This window comes from Pseudomonas sp. NFACC08-1 (assembly GCF_900106735.1).
Taxonomy (GTDB): Bacteria; Pseudomonadota; Gammaproteobacteria; order Pseudomonadales; family Pseudomonadaceae; genus Aquipseudomonas; species Aquipseudomonas fluorescens_Q.
The window spans coordinates 341,230-352,590 of sequence record NZ_FNNL01000007.1 but is presented as its reverse complement, the minus strand read 5'-3'; the positions used below and the strand labels follow the sequence as shown (position 1 = coordinate 352,590).

At 60.3% G+C, this 11,361-nt stretch carries 11 protein-coding genes and 4 tRNA genes; 5 read left to right on the top strand and 10 right to left on the bottom strand.

The window, feature by feature from the left end:
- The 6 genes from BLU76_RS17350 to BLU76_RS17325 form a co-directional block, all read right to left on the bottom strand.
- Window positions 1–1,952, bottom strand: a 1,952-nt coding sequence (locus tag BLU76_RS17350) for a YD repeat-containing protein (protein ID WP_256572679.1), incomplete at its 3' end; no start/stop codon positions are given.
- Between the two features lie 188 nt (window positions 1,953–2,140).
- The gene (locus BLU76_RS17345; RefSeq protein WP_092223617.1) at window positions 2,141–2,542 is read right to left on the bottom strand and encodes an SEL1-like repeat protein; all 402 of its coding nucleotides are present in this window, start codon (window positions 2,540–2,542) and stop codon (window positions 2,141–2,143) included.
- A complete protein-coding gene (locus tag BLU76_RS17340) occupies window positions 2,543–2,914 on the bottom strand; it encodes a hypothetical protein (protein ID WP_003179080.1) in 372 nt (123 codons plus the stop codon). It abuts the gene before it with no gap.
- A complete protein-coding gene (locus BLU76_RS17335) occupies window positions 2,911–3,252 on the bottom strand; it encodes a helix-turn-helix domain-containing protein (protein WP_003204574.1) in 342 nt (113 codons plus the stop codon). The genes BLU76_RS17340 and BLU76_RS17335 overlap by 4 nt, the downstream gene beginning before the upstream one ends.
- 114 nt (window positions 3,253–3,366) lie before the next feature.
- Window positions 3,367–3,822, bottom strand: coding sequence for a YkvA family protein (locus tag BLU76_RS17330; protein ID WP_092223616.1), 456 nt, complete (start codon window positions 3,820–3,822; stop codon window positions 3,367–3,369).
- A 293-nt stretch (window positions 3,823–4,115) separates the two neighbouring features.
- Window positions 4,116–4,829: a BamJ family beta-barrel-assembly machinery protein gene (locus BLU76_RS17325; protein WP_003204577.1), complete on the bottom strand. Its 714-nt coding sequence runs from the start codon at window positions 4,827–4,829 to the stop codon at window positions 4,116–4,118.
- 269 nt (window positions 4,830–5,098) lie between these two features.
- Here BLU76_RS17325 and BLU76_RS17320 point away from each other — a divergent pair, with 269 nt between their 5' ends.
- Window positions 5,099–6,904: a di-heme-cytochrome C peroxidase gene (locus BLU76_RS17320; RefSeq protein ID WP_092223614.1), complete on the top strand. Its 1,806-nt coding sequence runs from the start codon at window positions 5,099–5,101 to the stop codon at window positions 6,902–6,904.
- Window positions 6,905–6,935: 31 nt separating this feature from the next.
- Window positions 6,936–8,072 carry a catalase family protein gene (locus BLU76_RS17315; RefSeq protein WP_063324784.1) on the top strand — a complete coding sequence of 379 codons (1,137 nt, stop codon included), beginning with the start codon at window positions 6,936–6,938 and terminating at the stop codon, window positions 8,070–8,072.
- Between the two features lie 89 nt (window positions 8,073–8,161).
- On the opposite strand, the gene BLU76_RS17310 is transcribed toward BLU76_RS17315, so the two are convergent.
- From BLU76_RS17310 to BLU76_RS17295, 4 genes are all read right to left on the bottom strand, one after another.
- A tRNA-Asp gene (locus tag BLU76_RS17310) sits at window positions 8,162–8,238 on the bottom strand.
- Window positions 8,239–8,255: 17 nt separating this feature from the next.
- Window positions 8,256–8,331 (bottom strand) — tRNA-Val (locus BLU76_RS17305).
- A 176-nt stretch (window positions 8,332–8,507) separates the two neighbouring features.
- Window positions 8,508–8,584 (bottom strand) — tRNA-Asp (locus BLU76_RS17300).
- Between the two features lie 19 nt (window positions 8,585–8,603).
- A tRNA-Val gene (locus BLU76_RS17295) sits at window positions 8,604–8,679 on the bottom strand.
- Window positions 8,680–8,839: 160 nt separating this feature from the next.
- Between BLU76_RS17295 and rdgC the strand changes: the two genes are divergently transcribed.
- From rdgC to sugE, 3 genes are all read left to right on the top strand, one after another.
- A complete protein-coding gene (gene rdgC / locus BLU76_RS17290; protein ID WP_063324783.1) occupies window positions 8,840–9,760 on the top strand; it encodes a recombination-associated protein RdgC in 921 nt (306 codons plus the stop codon).
- A 145-nt stretch (window positions 9,761–9,905) separates the two neighbouring features.
- Window positions 9,906–10,871, top strand: a complete 966-nt coding sequence (locus tag BLU76_RS17285; protein ID WP_092145332.1) for a bile acid:sodium symporter family protein — start codon at window positions 9,906–9,908, stop codon at window positions 10,869–10,871.
- A 118-nt stretch (window positions 10,872–10,989) separates the two neighbouring features.
- Window positions 10,990–11,304 carry a quaternary ammonium compound efflux SMR transporter SugE gene (gene sugE, locus BLU76_RS17280; RefSeq protein WP_092223612.1) on the top strand — a complete coding sequence of 105 codons (315 nt, stop codon included), beginning with the start codon at window positions 10,990–10,992 and terminating at the stop codon, window positions 11,302–11,304.
- The last annotated feature ends 57 nt before the right edge of the window (window positions 11,305–11,361 follow it).

Genomic DNA, 11,361 nt, shown 5'->3' with positions numbered 1-11,361 from the left:
GAAGCCCAGTGCCGTACGCAGCGCGCCGCCCGCCCAGCCCCTTGCCACTCCCAGTAGAAACTCGCCCCGCCGGCCAGTTGCCGCTGGAGGATGACGTGCTGGTCGTCGTAGTCGTAGCGTTCGCTTTCACCGGCGGCATTGGTCGCTTCGATCAGTCGGAAACGTCCGTCGTAGCGGTAGGACATCAGCGTCTGTTCGGTCCGCCAGGCTTCGTCGAGGGTGATGGCGGGATGGAAGCTCTGGTAGTCGACGGCGATCAGGTGGCGCTGCTCGTAACGCAGGCGCAGGGCGCGCCCGGCGCCGTTGTCCAGGCGGCTGATGTCGCCATGGATGTTGCGCTGTAGGGTCAGGCGGTTGTCGTAGCGGTCGCTGAGGGCGGTCAGGTGACCGTCGCGAAAGTGCAGGAACGGGGCGTTTTCCCCGGGCTGGGCGACGATCAGTTCGTCCGGCTCGGCCCCCAGGTAGATCGCCGCGCGGGCCAGGCTGTTGTGGATGGCCGGACGCTGGGCGTTGGGCAGGGGAAACGTCGTGCGGCGGTTTTCCTGGTCGACCCAGGTGACCTGCTCGCCCTCAAGCTCCAAGCGATGGGCCAGGGCATGGCTCCAGCCGCGCCCGAGGCCGACGTCCAGGTCCACCGCGCTGGTGCGGTACAAACGGGTGAAGACGAATGGCAAGCGGCCATCGAGGGTGCCATCGTCGAGGGTCAGCAGTTCTTCGCCGGTGACCATCGACACCGGGCAGCCGCTGGTCTGGGTCTGGGCCGCGGTGTCGGCGCTGTCGCCGTTGGGGTTTTTCGACTGGGCGGGGGCGTCGTCGTGATGTTCGTGTTTTTTCAGCATGGTGTTGCGCTGTGCATCCCAGCGCAGTTGCATCCGGCCCTTTTTCACGCCGGCCGCGATACCGCGTGCCGCCACGGTTTTGTAGCGGTCCACGTAGGTCATGAAGCCGTTGACCACTGCAAAGATCGCACCGATGAAACGCTGCAAGGCGCCCAGCAGGCGCGCGCCCACATTCCCCAGGCGCATCGACAGATAAGCGATACCGGCACCCGCCCCGGTGAAGGTCAGGACAACACCAATCAACAGGTCGATCAACAACTGGACCGTCGCCCTCGACAAGGCTTCGGCCGTTTCGCCGGCAACCTCACTGGGCGGCAACATATCCAACCAGAGGCTGGCGGTGCGCACCAACAGGCACAGCGCCGCTTCGTCGCTGGCCAACAGTTGCAGCTTGGCCATCACCCGCGGTGTTTTTTTCGCCAGGTCCTCCAACTGCCTGGCGCTTTCGCCCAACCGCTCAACAAACTGACCGGGATCCTTGAGGATGTCCGAGAGCAAACTGATGCTGTCCCACACACTTTCAATCGCCGCCCAACTGCCGGCGAACAACCCGTTGCCCACCGCCGCCGCCGAAGTCGACAACGATTGTTGTGCCCATCGCGGCTTGAAGCCCTGCCACTCACCGCGCAACCAGTCCGTCAGATTGGTGGTCAAGCCATCGTAGGAAGAAAACAGATTCGCGATTTGCTTGGCGGACACCTCTCCCTGAACGTGAACACGATAGGATTTGCCCGCCTCCCCCATGAAGGTTCCCAGGCCGTGGGCATCCAGGGTGACCGGCGTGACCTCGCCGCTGGCCACATCCACCACGTCCACCACAATGTCGCCCAGTGGGATGTCGTATACCGATTCGAACTTGCTTTCGATCGTCATCGGCCCGCCCTTGGGACACTGGACGACCGTGGAGAGGAAGTCATCATCGCCGGTGCTGACAGCGGTGGTGCTGTCGCCAAAGCGGATCAACCGCTCCATGCCCATAAGCGAGGGCAAGTCAGCCATGTGACTGGCTCGATCCGCCGCTCGGCTGTACCAGCGCTCGAGTTGCTCGCGATAGACCGAAAGGGTGTCTTTGAAGCTGTCGAGTTCCTGCTCGATTCGGCTCACCTGATCCATCAGGACAGGGCTCGCTCAAAGGCCGGCAGGAAAAAACGATCGAACATGGGCAGACGTCTCGCAGCACTCAGGGAGCGCGAGACTTTGCCGGGGATGACTGGGGAATTAAGTCAGGGGGAGGAGACAGAGCCCGTAGGGCGATTCGCTAAATTCGTCTGACCTGCACAACGAATCGCCAGTGGATAACCCTAGAGATCGCGAGCTTCAAGTGATTTGAGCTTGATTTCGGCCAGCGGATGCCCGGCTTTCGCCGCCAAGGTCCACCAACGCGCCGCTTCAACCGGGTCCGGCGCCTTGCTGGCTGTGCCGGCCAGGCTGATCACGCCAACCTGGTAGGCGGCCTTGCCATCACCGGCCAATGCCGCCAGCCGCAACAGGCGAATCCCTTCTTCCCGGGCGCCCAGCCCTTGGCCGCGAAACGTGAGGATATGCCCATAGAAGCTTTGCGCACCGACGTCGCCCAAGTTCGCCATGCGAGAGAACTGCCCCTCGAGCCAGGCCCAGCCACGCGGCTGACGGACGAACCAGGACCAGTGAAACAACCGACGCGCCAGCCAGTAACCGGCCCGCGCCTTGAGTCGCCAGAGCACTCAGGCCTCCGCCGACTCGGGGTACTCGTATTCAAATACCCGGACCACTTCCGAAGCGTGCCAGGAAGCAGCGGCCACGCCATCGGAAGGTCCGGAAAAGCGACCCAGGCGTTCTACACATTCGAAAAACCCCGTGCGTGGCAACCGACTGGCACCCTGGCTGATCACCAATGAACTGCGCAGCGGCTGTTCCGCCCGGGCGTCCAGCGCCGCCAGGTGTTCAAGGGCCGCGGTCAAGGTCTGCATGGCCGGGCTGGGCAGCTGCAGACGCTCCAGCAACGCGCGGTAGGTCAATAAATGCCGCTGGCGGCGCGCCTGGTCCAACTCACCCAACAACCCATCCCAATGCTGCCGACTGATGCGTACGCTCACGATTCTTCCCTCCAACCCGGCACCGTCAACTCCCAGGCCAGACTGCGCCGAATCGCGGCATCGGGCTGACGCTCGCCGCTCTCGATCAAGGCCAGATAAGACGGGCTGATACCTACCGTGCGGGCCAGCGCCTCGATGGCGATGCCCTTCCCTTCGCGTAAACTGCGTAATTGATCCAGGCCAGGGAGAACCTGGCCCGGTGCCGCCGCGTGACGGACTGTCGCTTCGCGCGGCGGAGCTTGATCGATGCCTGCTGCCTTCAACAACGACTGGTACTGATCCCACGGCAAAACCGCGTATTCGGGCTCTCCGTCACGTGTGATTATTTGAATATCCATGTCTACCCCGTAGGACAACAACACTTAGCGAGACAGCCTTTTTTCTTAGAAGTGTAATCCTAATACCGGCTAAGGTCGCGGGGCGATGAATTCTCTGGGGCAAGTGCTACCGAATCAGGTTTTTTTCTGACCTTGGAGTTGAAGTTGTTCCGGGGTATCGGGAAGCCTTTCGACCTGGGCAAGCTTTTCGGGCGACTGCCGATAACGCCAGGCGCGGAAAGCCTCGAGTTCAGCGTCGAGGGTTTTCATGACCCAGGCCAGCACGGCGATATCGTCGAACATGCCAAACATCGGCAAGATATCTGGAATCGCATCCAAGGGGCTGAGGAAATACATGAGCCCTGCCACCACCGACAGCATCGACTTGGCACTGACCGCGCGGTATTCGCCCCGCCAGTAAGCCAGGCACAAGGCCTGCAACAGGCGCAGATCCTCCTTGAGCTTGCCCAGCCGTCCGCCCTCCCGGGCACCTTTGCTGGCAACGGCAAAGAGCAACGTCGGTAATCGACCGCGGGCCAGCAGGCGGCCTGCCAAGGGCAGAAATCGCGCAAAATTCCACGGGGCCTTCATTTCTTCTCCCACTGAAATGTTATCCACACAAATTGTGGATAACCTTGTGAACAGAGCTGCATTTCACCGCTGAAGCCCCCGTTTCATAAGGGCCCGGCTTAGATCGGGCGTTTTTTACTCACATAAAAAAACCCAATATTTCATTGACTTGACCGGCTGACTGCGTCTAGCACAGCGCCTGTATTGCCTATGACTGTAGCCTGTCACGTGCGTTCGGTTTTTTTGCCATTTGCCGTAGCCCAGATGCGACAACGCCCCGCATGAGCGAGGCGTTGGCGTTATAGCAGACGCGATTACTTGGCTGCGTCTTCTTTCGCCGGATCCTTGATCGCCAGCAGTTCCAGGTCGAACACCAGGACCGAGTTGGCCGGGATGGCCGGGCTCGGGCTCTGGGCGCCATAGGCCAGGTCGCTCGGGATGTACAGCTTGTACTTCTCGCCGACGTGCATCAGTTGCAGGCCTTCGACCCAACCCGGGATCACGCCGCTGACTGGCAGGTCGATCGGGCTGCCACGTTCAACGGAGCTGTCGAACACAGTGCCGTTGGTCAGCTTGCCGGTGTAGTGAACAGTCACTACGTCGGTCGGCTTAGGCTGTGGACCGTCGGCTTTCTTGACCACTTCGTACTGCAGGCCGGAAGCGGTGGTGGTAACACCGGCTTTCTTGCCGTTTTCTTCGAGGAATTTCTTGCCGGCGGCTGCCGACTCTTCGCTCATCTTGGCCATGCGCTCTTCGGCACGCTTTTGCAGCGCGGCAAAGGCTTCGACCAGTTCTTCGTCTTTCAGCTTCTGTTCTTTCTTGCCGACGGCATCTTCGATGCCCTGGGCGACCGCTTTGGAGTCCAGGTCATCCATGCCTTCCTGAGCCAGGCTCTTGCCCATGTTCAGGCCAATACCGTAGGAAGCTTTCTGCGCCGGGGTCTTCAGCTCTACGCTGGTCTGCGAGTCGCAACCCGCGAGTACCAGGCCAACCAGGGCCACCGCCGCCGCCAACCGATGCTGTTTCATGCTATTTCCTTGTTCATGCGCCTAAAGGGCAATCGAATAAAGCCGCGAGCTTATCAGGCGGCCACGACCAATGGCTACCGGCATGTGAGCCACAAAGTCATGATAAGTTCAGGTCCGCAAACGCTTTTTAAGCCTGGACGAATGAAGCATCTGTCATCTGTTACGTACAGGGACAAATTGCCGCTCCCCTACAGGCCAGAGGTAATGGCCACTTGCCCGCCACGCAGCACTGAGGCATAAGGGCTTATCAAAAAAACAAGGACGTTACCGTGCGCCTTCTCTCTCGCATCCTCTTGCTGCTCCTCGCGCTGCTGATCATTGTCGTGGCCGTGGTGCTTTATTACGTCGCCAATCCTCGCTTGCCGTTCTACACGCCCGTCGAACAGGTGAATTACCTGGACCAATGGAGTGCCGCCGAGCGCCAGACGTATTACTTCACGCCCCAGGGCACCCAGGTCAAAGGCCTGCGCTACGACTGGTTCACCGCCCTCGAATTACCGTTTTCGCAACAACGCTTCGCATCGCCCGAGTACCTGGCGCGCTTTGGGTTCCTGGTCGATCCGGCGCAGAAAGCCTCGTCGGCCAATCCTGGCAACTTGCCGGTAGGGTTTGCGCGGCACCAGAACCCGGGCAGCACCGAGCAGTTCCTGGATATCACTTGCGCGGCGTGCCATACCGGCGAATTGCGCTTCAAGGGCCAGGCGATACGGATCGACGGCGGCACGGCTCAGCACGTGCTGCCCTCCAGTGTTCCTACATTACGCGGTGGCAGTTTCGGACAAGCATTGGTCGCCAGTCTGGCGTCTACCTACTACAACCCTTGGAAATTCGAGCGCTTCGCCCGCAAAGTGCTGGGCAAGGACTACGAAGCCCGCCACGAGGAATTGCGCAAGGCCTTCAAGGCCTCCCTGGACACGTTCCTGCGGGTGGCCTGGAACGACACCCATCGTGGCCTCTACCCCACCGAAGAAGGGCCTGGCCGTACCGACGCCTTCGGTCGTATCGCCAATGCCAGCTTCGGCGACGCCATTTCGCCGCAAAACTACCGGGTGGCCAACGCCCCCGTGGATTACCCGCAGTTGTGGGACATATGGACATTCGACTGGGTGCAGTGGAACGGATCGGCCCAGCAACCGATGGCCCGCAACGTCGGTGAGGCGTTGGGGGTCGGTGCCACGCTGAATTTCTTCGACGCCCAAGGCAAACCGCTGCAGGGCGATGCGCGATACCCCTCCAGCGTGCGTGTGCGCGACTTGAACAAGATCGAAGAGACCCTGCAACTGCTCAAACCGCCTGTATGGCCGCAAGCGCTACTGGGCCCAATCGACAAACCGCTGGCCGCCAAGGGCCGGGCCCTGTTTACCGAAAACTGCGCCGGCTGCCATGTACCCAAGGTGGTCCAAGGGCCCGACAGGCCGGTCCAGCAATTGCACATGCTGCCCGTGCAGGTGATCGGCACCGACCCGGGCACTGCCAATAACATCGCCGATCACCGCTTCGACCTGACCAGCCTGCAGTGGGATCCGGCCGAGCTGGCGAAGCTGGAAGTGCAACTGCACCCGACCCCAACAGAACCGCTGGACCTGAGTCAACTCTCGGTCGCCAAAGGCCTGGCCTACGTGACGGCATTCGTCGAAAACCGCGCTTACCGCGACGCCGGCGTCACCCCCGCCGAGCGCCCGGCGCTGGACGGTTTCGGCTTGCCCATCGGCGTACGTGAATTGCGCGCCTACAAAGCCCGGCCACTGGCGGGTGTCTGGGCCACGCCACCGTTCCTGCACAACGGCTCGGTGCCGACGATCTATCAACTGCTGTCCCCCCAGGATGAGCGCGCGACCACGTTCTATAAAGGCAACTTCGAATACGACCCGCGCCACCTGGGCTATCGCACCGAAGCCTTTACCAACGGTTTTCTCTTCGATACCCGCATTACCGGCAACCACAACAGCGGCCATGAATTCCGCGCGGGCGAGCGAGGCAATGGCGTCATTGGCCGCTTGCTGCAACCACAGGAACGCTGGGCCTTGCTGGAGTATTTAAAGGTGCTGGGCGGGCCATTGGAGTCGCAACTGTAATGATGAACCCCACAGGTAAAAGGAAGTTTCAATGTTGATCACGCTCTGGCTGCGCCTCGGTGCCTTTTTGGGCAAGACGCTCCTGTGGCTGCTGGGCATCGGGCTGCTCGGCTGGGCACTGTCCACGGCCTGGTTTGCCTGGCAACACAAGGGACCGGTCCCGGACAAGGAACAGGTGGCGCCCGGCGAAGCGGCCATGACCCAGGACATCATCCAGACTGCTATTCGCATCGTCGATCAGCATCGCGAAAGCACGCGTTATCTGCGCGATGCCCACGCCAAGGCCCACGGCTGTGTCATGGCCGAAGTCCAGGTGCCGAGCGACCTGCCGGCACCGTTGCGCCAAGGGGTATTCGCCGAGCCGGGGAAGGTCTGGCAGGCGACGATTCGCCTGTCCAACGGCAATGCCTATCCGCAGTTCGACAGCCTGCGCGATGCACGGGGGATGGCGATCAAGCTGACGAACGTACCGGGCAAGCAACTGCTCGCTGATCGGCAATCACAAGGTGAGCAGGATTTCGTGATGTTCAACCATCCGAACTTCTTTGTCAGTGATGTCGCCGAATATCGTCAGAATGTGGCGGCTCAGGCTGACGGGAAAAAGGCGATGGCCTTTTTTCCGAGCCTCGACCCGCGCAGTTGGCAGATTCGGCATTTATTCATCGCCCTGGCGACCCTCTCACCGCCACCGGCCAGTCCGACCCAGACCACTTATTTCTCGGTATCGCCCTATAAGTTCGGTGAGGCCAACGCCAAGTTTCGCGTCGCACCGGATCCGGACAGTTGCCCAAGCTACACCTTGCCGGCCCAGAACCAGGACCTGCCGAACTTCTTGCGTAGCGCATTGAACCAGCAGTTATCCACAGACCGGGTGCCGGCGTGTTTTGTCTTGCAGATCCAGCGCCAGGATCCGAGCAAGTACATGCCGATCGAAGACACCAGTATTGAATGGCAGGAAAGTGATGCGCCGTTCGAGACCGTGGCACGGATCAAGGTTCCGGCTCAGGATTTTGATACGCCCAAGCTGAACCTGGCTTGTGATAATCAGTCGTTCAATCCTTGGTTCGGCATTGAGGCGCATCGGCCTATTGGTGGGATCAATCGCTTGCGTAAAGCGGTGTATGAGGCGGTCAGCGATTACCGTCACAGCCGTAACGCCGAGCAATAGAGGCAGGCAAATGCCAGACAGCAAAAAGCCCGCTCAATGAGCGGGCTTTTTGTTGGTACCTGGCGTTCAGCATTCCAGATAACCGAATATGGCGCAGCGGACGGGACTCGAACCCGCGACCCCCGGCGTGACAGGCCGGTATTCTAACCGACTGAACTACCGCTGCGCGTAACACTGAAAGTTTGGTGGGTGATGACGGGATCGAACCGCCGACATTCTGCTTGTAAGGCAGACGCTCTCCCAGCTGAGCTAATCACCCTTCACTTTCGATGCGGGGCGCATTCTCTCACAGTTTTTCTTAACGTGCTGATTTAATTAGCAAATTCAGCAAAAAAACATGAGCAACGCACACCACAGGAACTGCAAACAGCAAAAAGCCCGCGTGAGCGGGCTTTCCGGGGTGACCTGGCGTTCAGTGTTCCAGGTAACCGAATATGGCGCAGCGGACGGGACTCGAACCCGCGACCCCCGGCGTGACAGGCCGGTATTCTAACCGACTGAACTACCGCTGCGCGTAACACGTTGAACGAATGGTGGGTGATGACGGGATCGAACCGCCGACATTCTGCTTGTAAGGCAGACGCTCTCCCAGCTGAGCTAATCACCCTTCGCTTTCGGTGTGGCGCGCATTCTACGGAGCACTCTTTAAGCTGGCAAGCACTTTTTAAATTAATTTTTTCAGGCCTTCCAAAGGCTTAGCGAAGGGTTGGCCTATGGCGCCGCGAAGAGAATAATGCCCCCCTTTGTATAAAGGAGAGACTCACCCCATGTGGTTCAAAAACCTGCTTATCTATCGCCTGACCCAAGATCTGCCTTTTGATGCCGAGGCGTTGGAAACTGCACTGGCCACCAAACTGGCGCGTCCATGTGCAAGCCAGGAGTTGACCACTTACGGTTTCGTCGCGCCGTTTGGCAAAGGCGAAGACGCGCCATTGGTGCATGTCAGCCAGGATTTCCTGCTGATCGCCGCGCGCAAGGAAGAACGCATCCTGCCGGGCAGCGTCGTGCGTGATGCCCTGAAGGAAAAGGTCGAAGAGATCGAAGCCGAGCAAATGCGCAAGGTCTATAAAAAGGAACGGGACCAGCTCAAGGATGAAATCATCCAGGCGTTCCTGCCGCGCGCGTTCATCCGTCGCTCGTCCACCTTCGCCGCCATCGCGCCGAAACAGGGCCTGATCCTGGTGAACTCCGCCAGCCCGAAACGCGCCGAAGACCTGCTGTCTACCCTGCGCGAAGTGATCGGCTCGCTGCCGGTACGTCCACTGACGGTAAAAATGGCCCCGACCGCCACCATGACCGACTGGGTCAAGACCCAGAAAGCCGCGGACGATTTCTTCGTGCTCGATGAATGCGAACTGCGCGACACCCACGAAGACGGCGGCATCGTGCGCTGCAAGCGCCAGGACCTGACCAGCGACGAAATCCAGCTGCACCTGAACACCGGCAAGGTCGTCACGCAACTGTCCCTGGCGTGGCAGGACAAGCTGTCCTTCGTGCTCGACGACAAGATGGTGGTCAAGCGCCTGAAGTTCGAAGACCTGCTGCAGGACCAGGCGGAACAGGACGGAGGCGACGAAGCCCTCGGCCAACTGGACGCCAGTTTCACGCTGATGATGTTGACGTTCGGCGAGTTCCTGCCGGCGCTGGTTGAAGCCTTGGGTGGGGAAGAGATTCCGCAGGGGATCTAAAGGCTGTTGATCTCTAGTGTGGGAGCGGCCTTGCTCGCGAAGACTGACTGACATTCAACGATGATGTTGACTGACACTCCGCTTTCGCGAGCAAGCCCGCTCCCACATCGGGTTTTGTGGTGTTCTTAATAATAAGGATCAGGTCATGCGCGCATTGGCTGCATTGAGTCGCTTTGTCGGCAATACCTTCGCTTACTGGGTGCTGTTTTTCGCGGTACTGGCATTCCTGCAACCGCAGTGGTTTGTCGGCCTGAAAATCGCCATCGTGCCGCTACTGGGCCTGGTGATGTTCGGCATGGGGTTGGCGCTCAAGCTGGAAGACTTCGCTGAAGTGGCCCGCCATCCTGGCCGCGTAGCCTTGGGGGTGGTTGCCCAATTCGTGATCATGCCCGGCACGGCATGGCTGCTTTGCCAAGTCTTCAACCTGCCGCCGGAGATCGCCGTCGGTGTGATCCTGGTGGGTTGCTGCCCGAGCGGCACGTCGTCCAATGTCATGACCTGGCTGGCGCGCGGTGACCTGGCCCTGGCCGTGGCGATTTCCGCCATCACCACCCTGCTTGCCCCTCTGCTGACCCCAGCGCTGATCTGGCTGCTGGCCTCGGCCTGGCTGCCGGTGTCGTTCTCGGCGCTGTTCTGGTCGATCCTGCAAATCGTACTGGTACCGATCGCGCTGGGCATCATTGCCCAACGCCTGCTGGGTGCCCGGGTTCGTCATGCCATAGACGTGCTGCCGCTGATATCGGTGGTAAGCATCGTGATCATTGTGGCGGCGGTGGTAGCGGCCAGTCAGGCGAAGATCGCCGAATCCGGCCTGCTGATCATGGCCATTGTGATACTGCACAACAGCTTCGGTTATCTGCTGGGGTATTTCACCGGGCGTTTGTTCAGCCTGCCGTTGGCTCAGCGCAAGACCTTGTCGTTGGAAGTCGGCATGCAGAACTCCGGCCTGGGCGCGGCGTTGGCCAGCGCGCACTTTTCGCCACTGGCGGCGGTACCCAGCGCGCTGTTCAGCGTCTGGCACAACATTTCCGGGGCCCTGCTCTCGACGTACTTCCGGCGCATGAGCGAAAAACAGGACCGTGAACTACAGGCTCGTCAAGCGGCGGACTGAAGGAGAATCTTGACCGACTCGTCAGCATTGGGCACTCTTGCGCCCAATGCGGGGACGACCCCGCAACGCTAGAGCGTTCGTTATCCGGGGACGACCCCATCCATCGATGAGGTGTGTGATGTCCTGGATCATTCTGTTTTTTGCCGGCCTGTTCGAAGTCGGCTGGGCTGTCGGCCTGAAATACACCGACGGTTTCAGCCGCCCTCTCCCCACTGCACTGACAATCGCCGCCATGGCGATCAGCCTCGGCCTGCTCGGCCTTGCAATGAAGGAACTGCCGCTGGGCACGGCCTATGCGATCTGGACCGGGGTCGGTGCCGTGGGCACGGTGATCGCCGGGATCATTCTGTTCGGTGAGTCGATGGCGCTGGTTCGGTTGGCCAGTGTCGCCTTGATCATCGTCGGGCTGGTAGGGCTCAAGATCAGCGCCTGAATTGACCTGCGGGAGCGAGCTTGCTCGCGATTGCAATTTGCCTTCTGATATTGCTGT

Bases quoted from the DNA above. Each gene is read 5' to 3' on its own strand.
- BLU76_RS17335 (WP_003204574.1), bottom strand. From the start codon at position 3,252: ATGGATATTCAAATAATCACACGTGACGGAGAGCCCGAATACGCGGTT.
- BLU76_RS17330 (WP_092223616.1), bottom strand. From the start codon at position 3,822: ATGAAGGCCCCGTGGAATTTTGCGCGATTTCTGCCCTTGGCAGGCCGC.
- BLU76_RS17325 (WP_003204577.1), bottom strand. From the start codon at position 4,829: ATGAAACAGCATCGGTTGGCGGCGGCGGTGGCCCTGGTTGGCCTGGTA.
- BLU76_RS17315 (WP_063324784.1), top strand. From the start codon at position 6,936: ATGTTGATCACGCTCTGGCTGCGCCTCGGTGCCTTTTTGGGCAAGACG.
- rdgC (WP_063324783.1), top strand. From the start codon at position 8,840: ATGTGGTTCAAAAACCTGCTTATCTATCGCCTGACCCAAGATCTGCCT.
- BLU76_RS17285 (WP_092145332.1), top strand. From the start codon at position 9,906: ATGCGCGCATTGGCTGCATTGAGTCGCTTTGTCGGCAATACCTTCGCT.
- sugE (WP_092223612.1), top strand. From the start codon at position 10,990: ATGTCCTGGATCATTCTGTTTTTTGCCGGCCTGTTCGAAGTCGGCTGG.